The organism is Serratia sp. KH_031 (genome assembly GCF_057839655.1).
This window is the reverse complement of the sequence record NZ_CM174496.1, coordinates 139,938-161,080: the sequence shown is the minus strand read 5'-3', so window position 1 is coordinate 161,080 and position 21,143 is coordinate 139,938. Positions and strand designations below refer to the sequence as shown.

General features: G+C 51.2%; 19 protein-coding genes and 4 tRNA genes. 5 read left to right on the top strand and 18 right to left on the bottom strand.

Annotated features, from left to right (window positions below; genetic code table 11):
* Positions 1-77 precede the first annotated feature (77 nt).
* The 5 genes from yigB to lptM form a co-directional block, all read right to left on the bottom strand.
* Entirely contained in the window at positions 78-794 is a 717-nt protein-coding gene (yigB, locus tag AC3ISQ_RS00690; protein ID WP_489350086.1) for a 5-amino-6-(5-phospho-D-ribitylamino)uracil phosphatase YigB, read from the bottom strand.
* A complete protein-coding gene (gene xerC / locus AC3ISQ_RS00685) occupies positions 794-1,705 on the bottom strand; it encodes a tyrosine recombinase XerC (protein ID WP_489350085.1) in 912 nt (303 codons plus the stop codon). Before xerC ends, yigB begins: the two co-directional genes overlap by 1 nt.
* Complete coding sequence (locus AC3ISQ_RS00680) at positions 1,702-2,406, bottom strand: DUF484 domain-containing protein (RefSeq protein WP_489350084.1); 705 nt, start codon at positions 2,404-2,406, stop codon at positions 1,702-1,704. The genes xerC and AC3ISQ_RS00680 overlap by 4 nt, the downstream gene beginning before the upstream one ends.
* Positions 2,403-3,227, bottom strand: a complete 825-nt coding sequence (gene dapF, locus AC3ISQ_RS00675) for a diaminopimelate epimerase (protein ID WP_489350083.1) — start codon at positions 3,225-3,227, stop codon at positions 2,403-2,405. The genes AC3ISQ_RS00680 and dapF overlap by 4 nt, the downstream gene beginning before the upstream one ends.
* Positions 3,228-3,298: 71 nt before the next feature.
* Positions 3,299-3,505 carry an LPS translocon maturation chaperone LptM gene (gene lptM / locus AC3ISQ_RS00670; protein ID WP_489350082.1) on the bottom strand — a complete coding sequence of 69 codons (207 nt, stop codon included), beginning with the start codon at positions 3,503-3,505 and terminating at the stop codon, positions 3,299-3,301.
* A 204-nt stretch (positions 3,506-3,709) separates the two neighbouring features.
* On the opposite strand from lptM, the gene cyaY reads away from it, so the two are divergent.
* Entirely contained in the window at positions 3,710-4,030 is a 321-nt protein-coding gene (gene cyaY, locus AC3ISQ_RS00665; RefSeq protein ID WP_489350081.1) for an iron donor protein CyaY, read from the top strand.
* Positions 4,031-4,056: 26 nt separating this feature from the next.
* On the opposite strand, the gene AC3ISQ_RS00660 is transcribed toward cyaY, so the two are convergent.
* Positions 4,057-6,609: a class I adenylate cyclase gene (locus AC3ISQ_RS00660; protein WP_489350080.1), complete on the bottom strand. Its 2,553-nt coding sequence runs from the start codon at positions 6,607-6,609 to the stop codon at positions 4,057-4,059.
* 441 nt (positions 6,610-7,050) lie between these two features.
* Here AC3ISQ_RS00660 and hemC point away from each other — a divergent pair, with 441 nt between their 5' ends.
* Genes hemC through hemY form a run of 4 tightly spaced genes read left to right on the top strand, consistent with a single transcriptional unit; the run spans position 7,051 to position 11,076 of the window.
* Complete coding sequence (gene hemC, locus AC3ISQ_RS00655; protein WP_489350079.1) at positions 7,051-7,992, top strand: hydroxymethylbilane synthase; 942 nt, start codon at positions 7,051-7,053, stop codon at positions 7,990-7,992.
* Positions 7,989-8,729 (top strand): uroporphyrinogen-III synthase, encoded by a 741-nt coding sequence (hemD, locus tag AC3ISQ_RS00650; RefSeq protein WP_489350078.1) that lies wholly within the window; start codon positions 7,989-7,991, stop codon positions 8,727-8,729. Before hemC ends, hemD begins: the two co-directional genes overlap by 4 nt.
* 22 nt (positions 8,730-8,751) lie before the next feature.
* Complete coding sequence (gene hemX, locus AC3ISQ_RS00645; RefSeq protein ID WP_489350077.1) at positions 8,752-9,879, top strand: uroporphyrinogen-III C-methyltransferase; 1,128 nt, start codon at positions 8,752-8,754, stop codon at positions 9,877-9,879.
* A gap of 3 nt (positions 9,880-9,882) precedes the next feature.
* The gene (gene hemY / locus AC3ISQ_RS00640; protein ID WP_489350076.1) at positions 9,883-11,076 is read left to right on the top strand and encodes a protoheme IX biogenesis protein HemY; all 1,194 of its coding nucleotides are present in this window, start codon (positions 9,883-9,885) and stop codon (positions 11,074-11,076) included.
* 648 nt (positions 11,077-11,724) lie between these two features.
* Here hemY and AC3ISQ_RS00635 read toward each other — a convergent pair.
* The 12 genes from AC3ISQ_RS00635 to rfbA all read right to left on the bottom strand — a co-directional run bounded on the left by AC3ISQ_RS00635 (position 11,725) and on the right by rfbA (position 21,133).
* A tRNA-Pro gene (locus AC3ISQ_RS00635) sits at positions 11,725-11,801 on the bottom strand.
* Positions 11,802-11,863: 62 nt separating this feature from the next.
* Positions 11,864-11,950: transfer RNA gene (locus tag AC3ISQ_RS00630), tRNA-Leu, on the bottom strand.
* Positions 11,951-11,999: 49 nt separating this feature from the next.
* Positions 12,000-12,075, bottom strand: a tRNA-His gene (locus AC3ISQ_RS00625).
* Positions 12,076-12,176: 101 nt separating this feature from the next.
* Positions 12,177-12,253: transfer RNA gene (locus AC3ISQ_RS00620), tRNA-Arg, on the bottom strand.
* Between the two features lie 135 nt (positions 12,254-12,388).
* Positions 12,389-13,792: a bifunctional threonine/serine APC transporter ThrP gene (thrP, locus tag AC3ISQ_RS00615; protein WP_489350075.1), complete on the bottom strand. Its 1,404-nt coding sequence runs from the start codon at positions 13,790-13,792 to the stop codon at positions 12,389-12,391.
* A 189-nt stretch (positions 13,793-13,981) separates the two neighbouring features.
* Positions 13,982-14,722 (bottom strand): lipopolysaccharide N-acetylmannosaminouronosyltransferase, encoded by a 741-nt coding sequence (wecG, locus tag AC3ISQ_RS00610; protein ID WP_489350074.1) that lies wholly within the window; start codon positions 14,720-14,722, stop codon positions 13,982-13,984.
* An 8-nt stretch (positions 14,723-14,730) separates the two neighbouring features.
* The gene (gene wzyE / locus AC3ISQ_RS00605; protein WP_489350073.1) at positions 14,731-16,104 is read right to left on the bottom strand and encodes an ECA oligosaccharide polymerase; all 1,374 of its coding nucleotides are present in this window, start codon (positions 16,102-16,104) and stop codon (positions 14,731-14,733) included.
* Complete coding sequence (locus AC3ISQ_RS00600; RefSeq protein WP_489350072.1) at positions 16,101-17,186, bottom strand: TDP-N-acetylfucosamine:lipid II N-acetylfucosaminyltransferase; 1,086 nt, start codon at positions 17,184-17,186, stop codon at positions 16,101-16,103. The genes wzyE and AC3ISQ_RS00600 overlap by 4 nt, the downstream gene beginning before the upstream one ends.
* A complete protein-coding gene (gene wzxE / locus AC3ISQ_RS00595; RefSeq protein ID WP_489350071.1) occupies positions 17,183-18,433 on the bottom strand; it encodes a lipid III flippase WzxE in 1,251 nt (416 codons plus the stop codon). The genes AC3ISQ_RS00600 and wzxE overlap by 4 nt, the downstream gene beginning before the upstream one ends.
* Position 18,434: 1 nt before the next feature.
* Positions 18,435-19,565, bottom strand: coding sequence for a dTDP-4-amino-4,6-dideoxygalactose transaminase (gene rffA, locus AC3ISQ_RS00590; protein ID WP_489350070.1), 1,131 nt, complete (start codon positions 19,563-19,565; stop codon positions 18,435-18,437).
* A complete protein-coding gene (gene rffC, locus AC3ISQ_RS00585) occupies positions 19,552-20,274 on the bottom strand; it encodes a dTDP-4-amino-4,6-dideoxy-D-galactose acyltransferase (protein ID WP_489350069.1) in 723 nt (240 codons plus the stop codon). The genes rffA and rffC overlap by 14 nt, the downstream gene beginning before the upstream one ends.
* Positions 20,252-21,133 carry a glucose-1-phosphate thymidylyltransferase RfbA gene (gene rfbA, locus AC3ISQ_RS00580; protein ID WP_489350068.1) on the bottom strand — a complete coding sequence of 294 codons (882 nt, stop codon included), beginning with the start codon at positions 21,131-21,133 and terminating at the stop codon, positions 20,252-20,254. The genes rffC and rfbA overlap by 23 nt, the downstream gene beginning before the upstream one ends.
* Positions 21,134-21,143 lie beyond the last annotated feature (10 nt).

Sequence of the window (21,143 nt, the reverse complement as noted above, 5' to 3'; positions counted from 1 at the left end):
GGCACCATCAATGGGTAAGGGAAAACCCGCCATTAAGCGAGTTTTTCACTGTGAATTTATACAGAGCTCTGGAGGGATTATAACAATGCTGTCAGCGATGCCAACTGCGAAATCTCAAGATGTGGCAATAAGCGGCTGTCGGCAGCTTCCATTAGGTTGCGCTGACGGTCGTTGATCCAGCAGGCTTGGAAGCCCGCGAGCAAGGCACCAGCCACGTCGGTGGTCAAATCATCCCCCACATGCAGGATATTTTGTGGTGCAATACCCAAGCGCTCGGCAGCCGTTTGATACATATCTTGATACGGCTTGGCGCGCCCATCCGGCCCAGAACGCAGCACAAACTGGAAGTAGTTCTCCAATCCGCACTCCGCAGGGTCGGCATTGCCATTGGTAATCGCCACTAGCGGATAACGTTCGCCCAGTGCTTTTAGGGTGGCATGAGTCGCCGCAGGAATATCAATGCGGCTACGCCACAACGCAAAGTTCTGCATGGCCGAATCGGCACCCACAGAAGCTTCAGCATCGCGCAGCCCTTGGCGACTTAGCGCCAAATGAACCGCTCGCCAGCGCCATTGCGTCACGTCGTGGTAAATCTCGGGATCTTGCTCACGCAATTCCTGACGCAACCGGTGAAAATCCGCCGATTGGAAACTGTTCAAACCCGGATGGTAACTTTGCAGGAAAGCGACCGACTGCTGCTCGGTTTGCTTAATCACCGGGCGATTGTCGTATAAGGTGTCGTCCAGATCGAAAGTCAGCGCCGCCAGCGGGCGTAATGGACGGTAAAAATGCATCAGGATTTCCCCCGTTTGGCGCGTGGATGCGCGGCATCATACACGTTTGCCAGATGTTGAAAGTCGAGGTGGGTATAGATTTGCGTGGTTGTCAGGTTAGCGTGACCTAATAACTCCTGCACCGCGCGCAGATCGCCGCTTGATTCCAGCATATGCGTCGCAAACGAATGGCGCAGTTTATGTGGATGGATATGGCTGCTCACCCCTTGCTTCACACCCCACTCAGCAAAACGCTTCTGCACATTGCGCGTTGATATGCGCTTACCTTGGTTAGACAGAAACACCGCGTCATCTTCCGGCGCAAAGAAATCGCGCATCGCCAACCAGTGTTCTAGCCAAGTAACGGCGGTGCGACCAATCGGCAATTTGCGCTCTTTACTGCCTTTACCCAATACCCAAATCTCACCGCTGGTGAGATCCATATGGCGGCAATCTAACCCTACCAATTCTGAAAGACGCAGCCCGGCACCGTACATCACTTCCAGCATGGCGCGATCACGTACCGCCAGCGGATCGTTGAGATCGATCTCCAGCAACTGGTTCATATCATCAACGTCGAGATTTTTCGGTAGATGGCGACCACTGCGTGGCGTGCGAATACCTTTAGCCGGGTTAGCCGGTATCACGCCTTGGCCAACTTGCCAATCGAGGAAACTGCGGAGTGACGAAAGGCGCAACGCCAAGCTGGCTGAGCCCAATCCGGCGCGCTTACTACGTGCCGCCAGCATACGCACTTTAGCCGCATCGAGCTGCGGCCATTCGCTGATACCAATACTTTGCGCGATGTCCATCAACGCCTGAAGCTGGCGGGAATAACTCAGTTGAGTCAGCGGGCTAAGTTGACGCTCGACTTTCAGATAACGCAGAAAAGCGTCCACCGGCTGTTGCAGGCTGGGCGCTATCGGGCTCATGAGCGTTCGACCCAACGTTCCAGCAGTTCTGGCAACATACGCGCCAGTTGGTTGAGCATCACCGTACCCATACCCTGCTGATAATGTTGCGTATCGCGACTGCTGAAAATCACCATGCCCAGAGAGTCATCTTCACCCAATAGCGACAACGCGACCGAACCGACCATTTTTGCTTGCGGCAATAACAGCAACAGTTCCGGGCCATTCAGGCTACCGAGGAAGTGGTGTTGATCGCCCATACGTTGAATACGCAGCGGCTCAAACGCCGAGCGAGACAGGCCAAGATGAGTAAAATCGGAAGGCGCGCCGATGTTCCAGCGATCGTTAAACAGACGGATATTGGCACCCGCCAGCCCGAAACCACGCGCCCAACGTTGCAGACGGTTGAGCATGTCTTGCAAGCTGTCGGCGGTAGCTAGATCGGCTTGTAAATGTAGCAAACGGGCAAACAGCGTTTCATTCGCGCTAGCCTGTTCCATTAACAAAGTGATTTCTTCTTCCAGCCGCTCAATGTGGTTGCGCTGCCGCGCCAAATGCCACTCGACCAAAGAAACCGTACCGCGCACTGGATGGGGAACACGCATCTGCTCCACCTGCCGGGCGTTGCGGATAAAAAAATCCGGGTTTTGCAGCAAATATTGCATTACGGTTTCGTCATCTAGCTCGATGCCGGTAACCGCTTGGCCTTCAACGCTTTTCATAGATGAATAAATCCGTCATAAACATGGGTTGCCGGGCCGGTCATAAATAATGGTGTACCCGGCCCTTTCCAGCGGATATGCAGGCTGCCCCCCGGCAATTCTACATGCACTTCTTCCGCCAATAATTCTTGCTGAATACCGACAGCAACCGCTGCGCAAGCGCCGCTGCCACAGGCCTGCGTTTCACCGGCTCCGCGTTCATAAACTCGTAGTTTGATGTGTTCGCGGCTAACCACCTGCATAAAACCAATATTAGCGCGCTCTGGGAAACGATCATGGTTTTCCAGCACCGGGCCAAGCAACTCAACTTTGGCGGTGGTGACATCATCCACCTGTAACACGCAGTGTGGGTTACCCATCGACACCACGCCACACAGCACTGTGTGTTCCGCCGCCCGCATGATGTAGGTTTTCTCCGCTTTGGTGGCGCGGAATGGTACGATCTGCGGATCGAAGTTAGGTTCGCCCATATTGACGCAGACTTGCTCGTCTTCGGTCACGCTCAGGATCATACGTCCATTCTGCGTACTGACGCTAATATCACGTTTATTCGTCAGCCCTTTCAGCCGCACAAAACGAGCAAAGCAACGGGCTCCGTTGCCGCACTGCGCCACTTCACTACCGTCAGCGTTAAAAATACGGTAATGGAAATCGAGATCGGGATCGTAAGGCGGTTCGACGATCAACATCTGATCAAAACCGACCCCCAGATGTCTGTCTGACAACCGGCGGATCAGTTCTGGTGAAAAATAAACATTCTGTGTTACGGCATCGACCACCATGAAGTCGTTACCCAGACCGTGCATTTTGGAGAACTGCATATCATACTCCGCTATCTGGGCGCGCTATCCGCCCCGTGATTGCGGCGACTCTCATCACCGCAATTCGGTTATTACTGGTCGGTCATCGACGGTTTTTGCTGGGTGCTATCAAGCTCTTGTTGGTTTTTCTGCGTCTGAACGTCAGTTTGTACCGGTGGTTTTGCCGGTTGTGTACTTGCTGGATCAGCCGGAGGGAAATACAGAGGGCCTTTAAGACCGCAACCAGAGAGCCCAATCAGCGTCACTGCTATTAGCGCATAGCGTAGTTGTGTTTTCATTTTGCATTAATGCCTGTAATTCATGCGTCCAAGCTCACTATACCCAAAATCATTGGAGTTGCAGCAAGGCGGCAAGTACGTGAGTCCCCTGGAGCTTACATAGGTAAGTGACTGGGGTAAGCGCACGCAGCCAACACAGCTGCGGCTTCAAGTATGAAGGGTATATAATCGCAGGTGGATCATGAAAAGCAATAGGAATCGAATATGAACGACAGTGAGTTTCATCAGTTAGTCGACCAACTAATGCAGAATATCGAAGAGGCGTTGGACAATTTTGCTGGCGATGCCGACATCGATTGCGAGATCAACAGCGGCATTTTGACGTTGAGCTTCGAGAACGGCAGCAAAATCATCATCAACAAACAAGAACCATTGCATCAAGTTTGGTTAGCAACCAAAGCTGGCGGTTACCACTTTGAATATCGTGACAACCAGTGGATCTGCAATCGCAGCAGACAAGAGTTCTATGCGTTGTTAAACGAAGCCACCAGCGCACAGGCAGGGGAAAAGGTCAGTTTTAGCTGAGATAGGATCGGGTTCATCGAACCCGATTAATGTAGTTGGAACTGCTGCTTTAGGGGTTGTGCGGTGCTGTCCGGTATCGTCGCGCACAGGCTCGACAACACGCTGCTGCGAAAAGGGATCACTTGAGTACGACCATCGAGCTGAACAATCTGATAAAACTGCGGCAAATTGAAGTTGATAAAGCTAGAACCGTAGGTGAAGCGATCGTGCGATGAAGAATAGAAGCGGCTAACATCGCGCACCAACTCCTCTTTGCTACCTTCGCAATGGTGATACACCTCAACCCGATTGGACTCATCTAAGATATAGATGTTGAAACCTTTATCATCAGTGGTGTCTTCAAAGAAGAATTGAATAATTCCTTCACTGGCAAAACCATCCACCACTGGCGGCAGATGAACCTGATCGGGTTCGACTTTAATCGACAGGCCGTGCAGTTTGTTGTTGGAGATCGCGCCGTAGAATTCCACCGCATTTTCCAATTTTTGCACCGAAACGCTCAAACGCTCAAAGAACAAGCCCCAGGTTTGCCCAGAAACGCGTACCGCTTTAAAACGGCCCGGTTCCAGACGGGTGCTGGAAAGACGCAATTCAATACATTCGGAAACCAGTTGCTGAATGCGGGTACGGATCAGTCCACGTAAATGTTGGCTGTAGCAGAACACTTCAACCGACTCTGGCGGTGCGGCATCCTGATGCATCTTGCCAAGAATCGTTTTCAGCGCTTCTAACACCGACTGTTCGCCGCTGAAATGTAGAGTTCGTACTTCATTCCACGAGTTGCGATACAGCAAATCGATACTGCCTACTAAGCACTGCTGCTGTTGACCGAAACTGAATACATCGAGTTTACGGAAATCGAAATGCACCACCTGATTGCGGAAGGCCGCAGTAGGATCATTTTCTAAGTTGACGATTATCGCCAAGTGACGAATTTCACACGGGCTATACAACGCTTTCGGCGTCGGAGCCGCTAAACGTAGCGGGAAGCTGCGCGAAACGTCAGCCACCAACTCTTGCAACTTGGCGCTATCGCACAAGTTACCGCTCTTGATATGCAATTGAGTCTCTGGTGTCAACAGGCCGTTGAAATACGCCCACGCCACCAATTTGTTCAGGTAACGGTTATATTCCAGCGGTTGATGACTGACAATGGAATCCATCGCCGGAGCTTGGTTATACAGATACCAACCGGTGCGATTGGCACGGCCAACCGGCACATGAATAAAGGTTAAATCTTTCTCTGACAGATCCGGAGAAATCTGTGGATTCACCAGTGTCACTTTGCCCGGTAGTGCTTCGAAAGCGGCATACAGCTTGCGGGTCAGTACGCCAATATCCTGCGGGCTAGCACTGACGCTCAAGTTGTTACGGCGCGCGAAACGGATCAGGTTACGATAACTCTGCATCATCGCGTCCAGCAGCTCGTTATGCGCTTCACGAACGCGTTCGATTTTCCAATTGGAGCGATTATCGAGGATTGCCAAACGTTCCTCACTCCAGCCCCATTCACTCACCAGCTGGCTGAGGATCTCACGTCGCCAACCGACACAGGCTTGAGCACGCGACAATTTCTCGCAGACTTTCAAATAGAAACAGCGGCGTACCAGATCGAGACGGGTATGGTCGTTGATTTCAGTCAGGTAGTGCGTCACGCGCTCCAGCATCATGCAGTAGGCATCAAGACCAAAACAGACGATCTCACCATCATGTAAACGCTGTTTGATATGCGCCGCCAACAATTGAGTGTTGGGATATTCCCAGGAATAAGCTTCAAGCAGCAGAGTTTTCAACACCGCTTTATACGGCGAGTCGATACTCTTATAGAGTTGCCATAGGCTGGCGCCGAAGTATTCTTCCGCTGACAGCGTACTTAAACCGCCCAAATCCAGCCATTCGTTTGGCGTCAACGCGCCTCGTGCGTATAGCGACATCACATAGTCATCGTAATGCGCTTCTTCTTCAACCGGCACCATATTCCACAGAATACGTTTACCTGCCAGGCGCACCGCGGTACGGTAAAATTCGTCTAATAACAGAATGTGTTGGGTCGAGCCGCAATCTTCACCACCCAAGTTGCCGCTTTCATTGTGGCGGAAACGGTTTTCGTCAATCAGGAAGAAGCTAACATCTACACCCATCGAAGCAGCCCATTTTTCTAGCAGGCTACATTTTTGTTGCAGGCGGTTGCGTTCTTCATTGTCTAACCAAGATTGATGACAAACCCAAATATCCAGATCTGAGCTACAGCTCTGACCGATCGACGAGGTACTGCCCATCGAATATAGCCCAGTGATCGGCAATTCGCCGCTGGCCATTTTTTCAAACGGACTGCCCCATTTATCTTCTAAATCATTAAGATAGTCTTGTTGGGTTTCATCAGGCGTGTGAAGGCAAATACCGTGGGGAACGTTACCATTCAGGTAGCCCGGCATCAGTGGGTGATGGTGATGCAATAAGGTAGGCAGCAGGCTGTACACCCGTTGGAACGCAGGTTTCATTGCCGCCAGGGCGCGATCCACTCGTAGTTGGTTGATCGCATCCAGTCTTTGTTTCAGTGTCTCGATGTAGAGGTACAAGACGTTTCGCCTGATTATCCTGATGCTTAGAAAAAACCCCGTATCCATAAGCGTCGTTGGTTTAAGAAGAGTATTTGACGACTTATTGCTGGAAACGTGATCAATTTAACACCTTGCCGGTTGACCGTAAAGGAGGTAAAGCCCCACACTTATTGTAGCGCTTCCCTAAATGATTTACCCGCACTGTGATCTACCCCAAAAAATCACAATCTCCCTTTGATTCCGTTGTCCTTTTTCCGCCCAAAATTTCGTATACCCAAAATAATTCGAGTTGCATTGAGGCGGCTAGTCTGTGAGTCCCCAAGAGCATAGACAAACTATGTGACTGGGGTGAACAGACGCAGCCAACAAAAATGCGGCTTGAAGTATGAAGGGTATAGCACTGACAGTGTTAGCACTCAGTGGTAGGATGAACGGCGAATTATAAAAACGGTAACAAGCATGTTAGACAAAATTATTCGAATTGCCACCCGTCAAAGCCCACTCGCACTGTGGCAAGCACATTATGTTCAACAGCGTTTGCAAGAAAGTCACCCAGGCTTGCAGGTTGAACTGGTGCCGATGGTGACACGTGGCGACATTATTTTGGATACCCCGTTGGCGAAAGTTGGCGGTAAAGGGTTGTTTGTTAAAGAGCTAGAGCTGGCATTACTGGAAGGTCGTGCGGATATTGCCGTGCATTCGATGAAAGATGTGCCCGTTGAATTTCCTGAGGGCTTGGGCTTAGTGACCATTTGCGAACGCGAAGATCCACGTGACGCTTTTGTTTCTAATCGTTTCGCCTCGCTGGATGATTTACCAAAAGGTAGCATCGTCGGCACTTCCAGCCTGCGCCGTCAGTGCCAGTTGCGTCAACGTCGCCCGGATCTGATCGTGCGTGATTTGCGTGGTAACGTCGGTACTCGTTTATCCAAACTGGATAACGGCGATTACGATGCCATTATTCTGGCTGTGGCGGGTTTGAAGCGCTTGGGGCTGGAACAACGCGTCCGTTGCCCGATGAGTGCAGAAGAATCGCTGCCTGCGGTCGGTCAAGGTGCGGTCGGTATTGAATGTCGTCTGGACGATAAAATCACCCGCGCCCTGCTGGCTCCACTCAATCACCACGCAACGGCAACCCGTGTACTCGCCGAACGTGCGATGAATACTCGCTTGGAAGGCGGTTGTCAGGTACCGATTGGCAGCTATGCTGAACTGGATGGTGATACGCTGTGGCTACGTGCCTTGGTGGGTGCTCCAGACGGCAGTCAAATGGTGCGTGGTGAGCGTCGCGGCCCGATGGCTGATGCCGAAAAAATGGGTGTCGAGCTGGCTGAAGAACTGTTGGCAAAAGGTGCTCGCGAGATCTTGGCTGAGGTCTATCAAGGAAATCCGCCAGCATGACCATTCTGGTCACTCGTCCTTCCCCGGCGGGAGAACAATTGGTGAGCCGACTGCGCACACTGGGTCGGGTTGCCTATCATGCCCCGTTAATTGATTTTGCTCCAGGGAACGACCTCCCCAAACTGCCAACGGCGTTACAACAGCTCGACGCTGGCGATCTAGTTTTTGTGTTATCACAGCACGCTGCTAATTACGCCAATTCTGTAATTGGTCGCGTTGGGCTGACATGGCCTGCCCACCTAGCCTATTATGCTATAGGTCGTACTAGCGCATTAGCACTCCATCGCATCAGCAGTTTGCCGGTGGAATACCCGCGCGATAGCGAAATCAGTGAAAATCTGCTGTTATTACCCGCACTACAAAAGCTAGCCGGTAAACAGGCCGTGCTACTGCGAGGGAACGGTGGCCGTGAACTTCTGGGCGATATCTTACGCGAGCGTGGAGCTACGGTCAGCTATTATGAATGCTACCAGCGTAGCCCGGTTCATTATGACGGTGCCGAGCAGAGCGCCCACTGGCAACGCACGGGTGTCGATACGCTGGTGGTCACCAGTGGTGAGATGTTACAACAGCTTTATACCTTGGTTCCTGATTACTATCGTTCATCATGGCTACTCCATTGCCGCTTGATAGTAGTAAGTGAACGCTTGGCTACCCTCGCCCAGGAATTGGGTTGGAGCATTATTCGGGTAGCTGACAATGCCGATAATGACGCGCTAATTCGCGCGCTACAATAATCTGACTATGGGATATGCCACTATGACGGAACAAAATACCCCATCCGCCTCGGTTGAAGAGCCAACCACGGTGGCCGAGAAGCATAATCAGCAGGATGCCGAGCAGCGTAAAAGCAAAAATAGCGGCCCAGTATTGGGTGCTATCGCCATCGTGCTGGTGATAGCATTGGGTGCCGGTGGTTATTACCACACGCATAAGCAAGCGCAGGCGCTGATTGCCGCCAATCAAGCCTTACAGCAACAGTTAACCGATCTGAAACAGAGCCAACAGCAAGAGAAAAACGCGCTGGAAGGCCTGTTACAACAGCAAGGCAAAACGCTGGATGCCGCCGATCGTGAACAAACCTCACTGGCGCGTCAACTGACTGAACTACAAGAAAAGGTCGCCACCATCTCCGGTAGTGATGCCAAAACCTGGCTGTTGGCTCAGGCCGATTTCTTGGTGAAAATGGCGGGGCGCAAACTGTGGAGCGACCAAGACGTCACGACCGCGGCAGCGTTGCTGAAAAGCGCCGATGCAAGTCTGGCGGATATGAATGATCCGAGTCTGCTTGATGTGCGTCGCGCCATTACCGAAGACGTCAGCTCCCTTTCGGCCGTCAGTCAGGTCGACTTCGACGGTATCATTCTGAAAGTGAATCAACTTTCTAATCAAGTAGATAACCTGCGCTTGGCGGATACCGATCGTGATGGCGCGCCGATGGATGAAGACAGCGGCGAGTTATCCAGCTCTATCAGCGAATGGCGACAGAACCTGAGTAAAAGCTGGCACAACTTTATGGCTGAATTTATTACTGTTCGCCGCCGTGATACCAGCGCAGAGCCGCTACTGGCTCCGAATCAGGACATCTACCTGCGTGAAAACATTCGTTCTCGCCTGCTAGTCGCCGCTCAAGCGGTTCCGCGTCATCAGAACGAAGTGTATAAGCAGTCGCTGGAAACCATCTCCACTTGGGTGCGCGCCTATTTTGATCCTAACGATCCCGCGACCAAAGCCTTTTTGGAAGAACTCGATAACCTGAGCCAACAGTCAGTCTCAATGGACGTGCCAGAGCAACTGAAAAGCCAGCCATTACTGGAAAAACTGATGCAGAGCCGAGTGCGCAATCTGCTGGCGCAAGGTCCTAGCGCCGCCAACCAGGAGGGATAAGCCATGTTACGCGTGTTATTCCTGTTCCTGGTGCTGATTGCCAGCGTCGTGATCGGTCCCATGTTAGCGGGTCATCAAGGCTACGTACTGATCCAGACCGACAACTACAACATCGAAACCAGTGTCACCGGTTTGGTGATTATGGCGGTTTTGCTGTTCGTGGTGCTGTTTATCATCGAATGGGTTCTACGCCGCCTGTTCCGCACCGGCTCTCGTACTCGCGGTTGGTTCTTGGGGCGTAAACGTACTCGTGCCCGTAAACAAACCAAAGCCGCATTACTCAAGCTGGCTGAAGGCGATTATACGCAGGTGGAAAAACTGCTGACGCGCAATGCCGATCACGCAGAACAACCGGTAGTGAACTATCTGTTGGCGGCGGAAGCGGCACAGCAACGTGGTGATGACTTCCGTACTAACCAATATCTGGAGCGTGCCGCTGAAGCCGCTGATACCGACCAACTACCGGTCGATATCACTCGAGTGCGTATTCAACTCGCCCAAGGGGAAGATCACGCTGCCCGTCACGGCGTCGACAGCTTACTGAACCTGGCACCACGCCACCCGGAAGTGCTACGTCTGGCAGAGCAGGCTTATCTCCGCACTGGGGCTTATGCATCGTTGCTAGAGATCCTGCCTTCAATGAGCAAGATTAATTTGCACAACGAAGATGAGATCCAAGCCTTGCAGCAACAGGCTCACATCGGCCTGATGAATCAGGCAATGGCAGATGAAGGTAGTGATGGCCTGAAACGTTGGTGGAAAGACCAAAGTCGTAAGACACGCCACGAAGTCCCACTGCAAGTGACGATGGTGGAACACCTTATCGAATGTGACGATCACGATATGGCGCAGGAAATTGTGCTTGATGGTCTGAAACGTCAGTATGACGAACGTCTGGTGTTACTGATCCCTCGTTTGAAGTCAGGTAATCCGGAGCAGTTGGAAAAAGCATTACGCCAGCAAATGAAGCAACATGGCGCGACACCGTTGCTGAATAGCACGTTAGGGCAGTTGCTGATGAAGCACGGCGAATGGCAGCAAGCCAGCGATGCGTTCCGTGAAGCGCTGAAACAGCGTCCTGACGCCTACGACTACGCTTGGTTGGCCGATGCATTAGAGAAACTACACCGCTCTGAGGAAGCCGCTCAGATGCGTCGTGAAGGGTTGATGTTAACGCTGAAGCAAAACGGCGAATAAGTACAGACTCTATCTGAACCCAAAGCGCGACATAGCAATATGTCGCGTTTTTTTATGCGCAAAAAAAAACACTTGCCGAGGCAAGTGTATAAAGAGCAATCAGGTCTAGAACAACAGGGGCGGTGCCTCACTCAACGTTATGCCCTCAGTGTGATGAATTCGATTCATCGTTCTGGTGGACAATAGGCACCCTAAATCGGCTCTGCATCATTCCCGGGGTTTATGAGGCCTAAGGCGAACATAAGAAATGGAATGAGCATCTACGCTATAGATATAGCACTTCGCGTGCCAACTTTGGCATCTAACGAATCAATTAGTGAAAATTATTTCATCATGTTGATTTTTAAGTGATTTTATTTAACGCTAATTTACTACCCTCCCATCTCATAGCAGCCCACGGTTTTCGCTGAAATCAGAATCTGTCGTCTTAAAACGACGACTTAACGTAAAGTTATGTGATTTCATAAAAATCAATAAGATAGATGTCTCTGGTTAACGACAATGCGAATAGCGATTGTCGCCAAAAACCAACGCTATACGGAATATCACATCAGAGATGAGAGATAGCAGACAAAAGCAGTGGCAGAGAAAAATGATAAATAGCAGAAAGCAAAAAACCCGTTCATTGCTGAACGGGTTTCTTTAATGTGGTCGGCGAGAGAGGATTCGAACCTCCGACCCACTGGTCCCAAACCAGTTGCGCTACCAAGCTGCGCTACTCGCCGATTTGTGTTGCTATACTACGCTAATCTGACGCATATGTCTATGTAAAAATAGACATTTTGTGTGGTGCGAAGAGAGGGACTCGAACCCTCACGTCCGTAAGAACACTAACACCTGAAGCTAGCGCGTCTACCAATTCCGCCACCTTCGCAATAACACAAAACAGCTTTCAAATTTTTACTACTGACAGTCGGTTAAGATGGGGTGGCTAATGGGACTCGAACCCACGACAACTGGAATCACAATCCAGGGCTCTACCAACTGAGCTATAGCCACCACTGATTTTCTTAACTATATACTGCACTATTTACTGCTTCTTTCTGCTTACTGCCTTCACGCGGTAATGATACCACCGCAGCTCCTGCGCACAAATTTAATGGCGCGCCCGACAGGATTCGAACCTGAGACCTCTGCCTCCGGAGGGCAGCGCTCTATCCAGCTGAGCTACGGGCGCGTAGCGCCGTTGCGGGTGGGGATACTACGGTTTTAAACCAATCCTGTCTAGTGCTTTTTCGCAGAAATGTTGTGTTTGATTACGCTTTGTTCACCGCTACCCACCAAAGCGCAATCTACCACCTATTTTTCGAGGTTATCCCTGGCTTTCCGTACAGTTTTCAGCCGGATGATGTTTTTTATGCATCCCTAAAGCAAAGTAGCACAAGCTAACGACAGCCAAGAAAATCGCGCCAACTAACAGAGAAACACGGGTATCTGGATTAATCCCCATTCCTACCAATACGCAAATCAAGAAAGCGATAGTCAGGTAATTCACATACGGGAACAGGATCGACTTAAAGGTATGGGTTTTGATCGCTTCTTTATGAGCACGACGGAAACGCAGTTGACTAATCAGAACCACAAACCACGGCACCATACCCGGCAACACGCTGGCACTATAGACGTAAACAAATACCTGCTGCGGATTGGGAATCAAGTAATTCAGGCAAGAGCCCACCAACAGGCAAACAATAGTCACGGCAATACAGTTCACCGGCACACCATTGACGGAAAGTTTGGTCAAGGCAGCCGGTAGCTGGCGATTCTTTGCCAACGCGTACAGCATACGCCCACCACTGTACATGCCGCTGTTACAACCGGAGAGCGCCGCTGTCAGCACCACAAAGTTAATGATACCTGCCGCCGCAACAATACCTACTTTGGCAAAGGTCAGTACAAATGGGCTCCCTTCAGTGCCAATACCGTTCCACGGGAAGATAGTGACAATGACAAAAATCGCGCCTACGTAGAAAATCAGGATACGCCACAGAATGTTGTTAACCGCGCGCTTCAGCGTCACCTGCGGGTTCTTGGCTTCGCCAGCAGTGATACCGACTAACTCAACCCCCTGATAAGACGCGACGACGATGCACAGCGCAAACAGGAAACCTTTCCAACCACCGGCAAAGAAACCGCCATGATCCGTGAGATGAGCGAAACCCGTTGGTTCTCCGCCGTTACCGAAGCCGAAGAAGATCACGCCCAACCCGACCAAAATCATCACAATAATGGTGGTGACTTTGATCATCGCGAACCAGAACTCCATCTCACCGTACAATCGCACCGCGGCCAAGTTGGCTAACGCCACCATTGCCACGGCGATCAAGGCGGGTATCCATTGTGGGATCAGCGGGAACCAGTACTGTACGTAGACGCCGACCGCAGTAATCTCCGAGATACCGACAGCGATCCACATAAACCAATAACCCCAGGCCGTCAGATAGCCGAAATAAGGGCTCATGTATTTATGCGCATAGACGGCGAACGACCCCGCAACAGGCTCCAGGAACAACATTTCGCCCATCGAACGCATGATAAAGAAGACGAACAGGCCAGCAATAATGTAAGCCAACAGCACCGACGGCCCTGCCCATTTCAGCGTACTGGCCGACCCCATAAACAAACCGACGCCAATAGTACCGCCGAGCGCGATCAGTTCGATATGTCGGGCTTCTAACCCTCGGTGTAATCCTTGTGGTTTTTCTTTGCTTGCCATAAATCCTCAGTAGTTATCCTGCGGCCATGCTGATGCCGGGGAAAATTGCGGTCAGTATCCTTCCGCATTTCGCCACCAGAAGCAAACCGCAAATGACCACTTTATGGAATAAACACTGACAAGATGGGCAACAGGCTGACAAAAACAAGAAAATTACGAGGCAGTGGACACCGCCTCGATAGGAGGTCGTTACATTTTACCAGTGTAGTAATAACCGAGGAACTTCAACAGCTTGATCTGACGGCGAATACGACTTGGTTGGCTCAGGAGGCGATACAGCCATTCCAGCCCCAAGTTCTGCCATATCTTGGGCGCACGCTTTACATGGCCAGTGAAGACGTCGTAAGTGCCGCCTACGCCCATATACAGCGCCTGCGGCTGAACCTTACGGCAATCACGCATCAGCAACTCCTGCTTCGGCGAGCCCATTGCCACGGTGACTACCGCTGCACCGCTGTCACGAATGCGTTCAAACAGCGCATCACGTTGTTCCGCCGTGAAGTAACCGTCTTGGCTGCCGACGATATTCACATTCCATTGGCTACGCAGTTTCTGTTCAGTTTCGGCCAAAATTTCGGGTTTACCGCCAATCAGGAACACCGGCGTGCCTTCTTTGCCTGCGCGAGCCATCAGTGCTTCCCACAGGTCAGCACCCGCAACACGCGAGACTTCCGCTTCAGGGTATTTCCGACGGATCGAACGCACCATGCTGATACCATCAGCATATTTGTATTCTGCCTCGTCCAGCAAACCACGCAGTGCAGCATCTTGCTCGGCGGCCAGTAATTTCTCGGCGTTCATCGCCACCAATGTGCCCTGCTTGACTTGGCCACCGTCGAACAAGAAATCCATGCACTGTGCCATATCACGGAATCCCCACAGGCTAAAACCACGCAGCTCGTACTTGGGTACCGAAATTTTTGCTTCCATTATCACCTCTACGAAAGACTGTCAGCTTGCGAGGCAGTAGACCTTGGCAACCTGCGTGAACGCATAACCTTTGCCTTAATCAACCCAGCGGTATCAAACAACCAATACAGTAATTTAGCCAGCACCAAACAGGCACCGAAAATAAGACAAAAGAACACCACACGTGAGACGAACGAATCCAATCCCTCACGCGCCAATACAATCATGTTGAATACCGCACCAAAGCAGAATCCTTGTAGGATCGCCGCCTTATAACGGTTCTCCTCGGTTTTACCCAGTTCATACAACCAGTCAAACCACTTGATAATCAAACCCACTGCCACGGCACCAATAGGGATAAACGCTACACCGCCCATCACCACCAACGAACCAATCAGTGTTGGGGAGATAGCTAAACCAGCGTGGTAATTCAACACTTCCCAAGTGAAGTAGTTGGCGCTATTGAGCACGGTGTCCGGGCGTCCCGGCCACAGCCAAGAAGGGATAAACACGTAGAAATCACGAATAATCGGCGCCAGCCCTTGGAAATCAATTTTGTCGTAATTTTGCAGCAACAGCGCCAAGTTTTCCCACGGCGAGAAGGTATCGCGCGTCAGGTATAGGAAGGTATAAAACGCCTCTGCACCGCTGACATCGAGGCTATAGCGCTTCAACGCCAGCCAGAACATCCCGACAATACCGAACACTCCCGCGGCTACCAACATCCACAGGGTGATCCACCCGCGTACAATGCCAATAAACAGGAACAGTGCAAAAGCGATAATGATGTTGGCGCGTGTTCCACCGACAATGATGTAGGTCAGAATACCAAACGCCACTGTCGCCGCGAGGAAAAAGAACCAAGCGCGCATGTCCTGCTTGAGGAAATACACCACCAGCATCGCCGGAATAAAGAAGTAGAAGAAGCGCTTGAGCGCCACGCCTGATACGTCGCTAGAGAATATCTGGCTGTAGGAGTTCAATTTGAACAACAAGAAACCGTTCTGCATGAAGAAGATACCGACAGTACCTATCGCCACCAGTGCCAATAGCACCCACGTCAGATTGGTTTCCACCCGGTTCATATTAAACACCGGTTTGCGTGGCTGCTCGCTGCGTTTACGTAACCGCGTTTTATAGCTGACGTAATAAATCGCGTAAAAACAGGTCGCCGACAAAATGGCGTACAGCAAGAACTCCGGCGGTACCACATCGACGTCAAACTGGAACACCAGCAAACAAGTCAGTGGGAAACCAAAATAAAACGTCAATAAATACAACAGAGAAAAGAACACGTTGAAGTTGAAACGAACGCGACGGAACTCTTGATAGGTCAACGTGAGCACGAACAACACGCCGATCAGATAAACGGTAAACAACCCGCCAAATTGCGCTAGCGTCATGAGTTCTCTCCCGCGGCTAACGCCAACGCCTGTTGCCAACCGTCAACATAGTTCGGGTTAAAGAAGGCAATAGACTGCTTATCTACCGAGGCTAATTGGCGCTGAGCTTCACGCACTACGCTTTCATCCAACGTATCGCCATAGAACAACACCGGCAGATGTTGTTCGGCCAAGTCCTGCCAGAATGGGTTCTGACGGCTGAGTACGAACGGCACACCGAACTGAATCAGCAGACACAAAGTACCAATGCCCTGCTGCCTGTCGAAAATAAAGTAGCCGAGATCGCATTCACGCAGGATATTCAGATAATCGTCAAACGCCACTTGCTGCGTCAGCAATTGCAGATTCTTTTCGCTGAACAGTTTCAATCCAGCACTGCGGATCTGCTCAATATAGGCGTCATTATTTGCCGGGTAGCCCAACGGCACGATCACGCGTACATCGGCACCAAACTGTTGATGAATGGCTTGTAGCGCTTCAATATGACGATTGGTTCGATCGCCAGAGTTACCCAGCAAAATGGTCAACGGCCCAGCGACATTCTTCTCCACCTCAACCCCGGTCAACGCTGGGTCCATCCGCGTAGGAAAATACAGCAACGAAGCCGGAACCCGCGCGTGGCGCTGTTGATAGTGAATCAAATCCCCACGGGTGGCGAACACATGCCCCACTCGCCCCTGAGCCATTCGGCGCAACAGATAAAACAGACGGTACTTCCAACTGGTAGCGTTTTCATACAGATCCGCCCCCCAGATATGCCAACTCACCTGCTGCGGTTTGATTTTCCCGCTCAGCAGTGCCAGCCATAACGTCGGGTTGAACTGACCGTGCAGGAAGAAACGAGTATTGCGATCCGCCTGCGCACGGGCAATCACCGCCGTCGCTAACGCTTTTTTATCCTGATGGGCTTCAATGGTCAGTGCGGGATATTGCCCCAGCGCGGCCACGTCTTTCGCCGCCACCATGAAATGGCTGACTTGTGCAGGCGGCAGGCGTGTTGCCAGCACATCATTGAAGAAGCGCAGCACTGTCTGATTATGATGCGGGATATCAGAGCCCAATACGTGAATCAGTGTGGTCATACTCGTCTACGATAAATAAGGAATACGCAGCTACAGAGCGTGAAATATACGATGTAGGTTGCCATATAAGCCTGTGCTGCGCCCAAAGCGCCATGCAGCGGGATCAGCCAGTGCGAGAACAGCGTCAACAGTAAAAACTGGCTGACTTCTGTCAGGATATAAAATTTCAACGATGCCTTGGCGATCACCAGATAGCCAAAGACATAAGCACCCACTTTCAGTACATCACCCACCAACTGCCAAGCGAACAGGTCGCGCATGGCGACAAATTTGTCTGAGAACAGTAACCAGATGGCGAAATCACGCAGCAACCAAACAGTAAGACTGGCCGCGGCGACCGCTGGCAGCACAAATTTCAGCGAGCGTACGATCTCGTTAGAGATAGCGCCTTTGTCCGTCAAGCGAGACAGCGTTGGTAACAAATACACGGTAAACGAGGCGGTGATAAATTGCAGGTAAGCATCGGAAATACTACTCACACCTTGCCAAATCCCCACCTCGTCCCAACTGTAATGTTCTGCCAGTAGGTTTCGCATCATCACATAGGCCACCGGCAGAGTCACCGAAGTGATCAACGCCATAATGGTGAACTTGCCTAGGTGGCTGGCAAGCGCTTTATCCCACGCCAGCTTGAAGTAACTCAATGGCAGCGTTTTTCGCCGCCACAGCATAAAACCAGCAGGCAGTACCACTAACGCTGGCACCAATGCCAACCCAGCCAAGGCACCTTCGTAGCCACCTAGCTTAAAGCACAAATAATAAGCTACTACGCCGATCAGGCTACCGCCGATGATTGCCAGCGCGTTCCCCATCGCATCGCGATAACCTTTCAGTACCGCCAGGAACAGGTTCGCGTAGGCAATACCCATTTGGATAAACGCGACTGCCCGTACTACGTTGACGTATTCGGCATGACCAAACAGTGCACGGCTAATCGGTTCGGCAGCAAACAGGAACACCAATGCCAGCAGCGTGGAAAACCCCAGAACGATACTGGATGCTGTCCCTACGGCTATACGTAACCGCTGTGGATCTTGATGATATTCCGCAACATATTTGGTAATACCGTTGAAGATCCCCGCACCAGACAGTACGCCAAGCACAGTAATCAACTGACGGAAGTTACCCGCCTGTCCAACACCGCTCGGGCCAAACGCCACGGCCAATAACTTGACCACCAGCAACCCCACGCCGATTTTGATCAGCGTGGAGCCTGCGGTCCAAATGGAGGCTTTTGCTAACGACATATCAAGCGAAGAAGTTCAGGATGGTATTGATCACCGTACGCTGATTAACCTCAGACATATTATAGAACAACGGGATACGTACCAAACGCTCGCTCTCTTTAGTGGTAAAGCGGTCGTCACCAGAGAAACGACCAAACTTCTCACCTGCCGGGCAGGTATGCAGCGAAATATAGTGGAATACTGACAGAATTTCGGCTTCTTTCAGATAATTAATAAACGCGGTACGGTCTTCGACATTTTTCAGCTTGATGTAAAACATATGCGCGTTCTGCACACAATCTTTAGGAACGCTGGGCAGATCGATACGACCCGCTTGTGCCAAGGCTTTAAAGGCATCGTAGTAGTTGTGCCACAACTTCAACCGACGTTCGTTAATTTTATCTGCCGCTTCCAACTGTGCCCACAGGTAAGCCGCCTGCAAATCAGACATCAAGTAACTGGAGCCAATATCGCGCCAAGTGTATTTGTCTACCTGACCACGGAAGAATTGGCTACGGTTAGTCCCTTTTTCACGAATCACTTCCGCACGGTCAATCAGCGCAGGATCGTTGATCAAGGTCGCGCCACCTTCACCACCGGCGGTATAGTTTTTAGTTTCGTGGAAACTAAACGCGCCGATATGGCCGATAGTCCCCAGCGCTTTGCCTTTGTAAGTGGACATCACGCCCTGTGCGGCATCTTCCACCACAAACAGGTTATATTTTTTCGCCAGCGCCATGATGGTGTCCATCTCACAGGCTACACCTGCATAGTGAACAGGCACGATGGCACGCGTTTTGTCGGTGATAGCCGCTTCAATCTTAGTTTCGTCGATATTCATGGTATCTGGACGCAAATCGACAAATACCACGGTAGCACCACGTAATACGAACGCATTAGCGGTAGAAACAAAGGTATAGCTCGGCATAATGACTTCGTCGCCCGGCTGAATATCCAGCAGGATCGCCGCCATCTCCAACGAGGCAGTACAAGACGGAGTTAATAAAACTTTCGGGCTACCAAAACGTTGCTCCATCCACTGCTGACAGCGACGGGTAAAACCACCATCACCGCACAGCTTGCCGCTGCTCATGGCAGCCTGCATGTATTCGAGTTCAGTACCAACAACTGGTGGAGCGTTAAATGGAATCATGTAAACCTCTGTATAACCAATACGCGGTGCTCTCAGTCATGGCACCGTGCCGTTGATAGAGCCGTAATGCGGCCACATTGCCGATCTGGGTCGCCACGCGCAAACGTTGTAATTGCCGTTGCTGGCACCAGGCGATCGCCGCTGTCATCAATTGTGAACCAATGCCTTTGCCTGTCGCACCAGGGAATGCCGCTAATAAACCAATACGCGCCTCTTGTTGACCAATATCGCGCAGACTGACAAAGCCGACTGGTTGCCCTTCATCATCCAGCGCCAGAAGGCATTGGTGATCAAAGGTGCCGAGTACCGCTTTCTCAATCCAAATCGCATAAAAGCGTCCGCTGTCCTGCTCACCGTACCAAGGTGCGCGAAAACGGCTGGCAGCAAATACGCTGGCAGCCGCTTGACGCAACAAAGGAATATCTTCCGTTGTGGCAGGACGTAATAACAGCCCTTTAATACAAGCAGGTTCCGTGCCAACTGTGAGAACCAGATCAATCTCACCTTCGACCAAACGGAAACCAAACTCAGCTAAGCCATCAGCCAGATCCATACGATCGGCTGGAATTTTGGCCTGTACCAATGCGTAAGTATCCAACGCCGCATCGGTCAGTACGTTGGCAGTATCGTCAAAATGCAGTTTGGCACTGTGTAGCTGGAAGAACTCACTCTCCCAGCCCAAAGGCTCAATACTGGCGCGGACGGACATGCAGCAAATCCTTTAGATATCGACCGTAATCGGTTTTCGCTAGCGCTTTCGCTGCTCGGCTCACGCCTTCATCATCCAGCCAACCATTGCGCCAAGCGATCTCTTCCAGACAGGCAATTTTGAAACCTTGACGTTTTTCGACCGTTTGCACAAAGGTACTGGCTTCGATCAGGCTGTCATGGGTGCCGGTATCCAGCCACGCGAAACCGCGCCCCAATAGTTCGACGTTCAACTCGCCGCGCTCTAAATACATCTGATTGATGCTGGTAATTTCCAACTCACCGCGTGGTGACGGTTTGACCTGTTTAGCGAAATCTACCACCTGTTGGTCGTAAAAATACAAACCGGTAACTGCCCAGTTGGATTTTGGCTTGATTGGCTTCTCTTCAATCGAGAGGGCGCGGAAGTCATCGTCAAACTCCACCACACCAAAACGCTCAGGGTCCATCACTTGATAGCCGAACACCGTTGCACCTTGGTTACGCGCTACCACACTCTTCAGTTTCGGGCTAAATCCTTGGCCGAAGTAGATGTTATCACCAAGAACCAAGCAGCTTGGCTCACCGGCAATAAACTCTTCGCCAATCAGGAACGCTTGCGCTAAACCATCTGGACTCGGCTGCTCGGCATAACTGAGGTTAATACCAAACTCGGCACCATTTCCCAGCAATCGTTTGAATGAGGGTAAATCGTCAGGCGTAGAGATAATCAAGATGTCCCGAATTCCGGCTAGCATCAGCACCGAAAGCGGGTAATAAATCATGGGTTTATCGTAGATAGGTAACAGTTGCTTGGAGACACCACGGGTGATTGGGTGCAGACGCGTCCCGGAACCACCAGCAAGGATTATACCTTTCATATTCACTCCA

Excerpts from the sequence above, each read along its gene's own strand:
- yigB (WP_489350086.1), bottom strand. The coding sequence starts at position 794 with ATGCATTTTTACCGTCCATTACGCCCGCTGGCGGCGCTGACTTTCGAT.
- xerC (WP_489350085.1), bottom strand. The coding sequence starts at position 1,705 with ATGAGCCCGATAGCGCCCAGCCTGCAACAGCCGGTGGACGCTTTTCTG.
- AC3ISQ_RS00680 (WP_489350084.1), bottom strand. The coding sequence starts at position 2,406 with ATGAAAAGCGTTGAAGGCCAAGCGGTTACCGGCATCGAGCTAGATGAC.
- dapF (WP_489350083.1), bottom strand. The coding sequence starts at position 3,227 with ATGCAGTTCTCCAAAATGCACGGTCTGGGTAACGACTTCATGGTGGTC.
- lptM (WP_489350082.1), bottom strand. The coding sequence starts at position 3,505 with ATGAAAACACAACTACGCTATGCGCTAATAGCAGTGACGCTGATTGGG.
- cyaY (WP_489350081.1), top strand. The coding sequence starts at position 3,710 with ATGAACGACAGTGAGTTTCATCAGTTAGTCGACCAACTAATGCAGAAT.
- hemC (WP_489350079.1), top strand. The coding sequence starts at position 7,051 with ATGTTAGACAAAATTATTCGAATTGCCACCCGTCAAAGCCCACTCGCA.
- hemD (WP_489350078.1), top strand. The coding sequence starts at position 7,989 with ATGACCATTCTGGTCACTCGTCCTTCCCCGGCGGGAGAACAATTGGTG.
- hemX (WP_489350077.1), top strand. The coding sequence starts at position 8,752 with ATGACGGAACAAAATACCCCATCCGCCTCGGTTGAAGAGCCAACCACG.
- hemY (WP_489350076.1), top strand. The coding sequence starts at position 9,883 with ATGTTACGCGTGTTATTCCTGTTCCTGGTGCTGATTGCCAGCGTCGTG.
- thrP (WP_489350075.1), bottom strand. The coding sequence starts at position 13,792 with ATGGCAAGCAAAGAAAAACCACAAGGATTACACCGAGGGTTAGAAGCC.
- wecG (WP_489350074.1), bottom strand. The coding sequence starts at position 14,722 with ATGGAAGCAAAAATTTCGGTACCCAAGTACGAGCTGCGTGGTTTTAGC.
- wzyE (WP_489350073.1), bottom strand. The coding sequence starts at position 16,104 with ATGACGCTAGCGCAATTTGGCGGGTTGTTTACCGTTTATCTGATCGGC.
- AC3ISQ_RS00600 (WP_489350072.1), bottom strand. The coding sequence starts at position 17,186 with ATGACCACACTGATTCACGTATTGGGCTCTGATATCCCGCATCATAAT.
- wzxE (WP_489350071.1), bottom strand. The coding sequence starts at position 18,433 with ATGTCGTTAGCAAAAGCCTCCATTTGGACCGCAGGCTCCACGCTGATC.
- rffA (WP_489350070.1), bottom strand. The coding sequence starts at position 19,565 with ATGATTCCATTTAACGCTCCACCAGTTGTTGGTACTGAACTCGAATAC.
- rffC (WP_489350069.1), bottom strand. The coding sequence starts at position 20,274 with ATGTCCGTCCGCGCCAGTATTGAGCCTTTGGGCTGGGAGAGTGAGTTC.
- rfbA (WP_489350068.1), bottom strand. The coding sequence starts at position 21,133 with ATGAAAGGTATAATCCTTGCTGGTGGTTCCGGGACGCGTCTGCACCCA.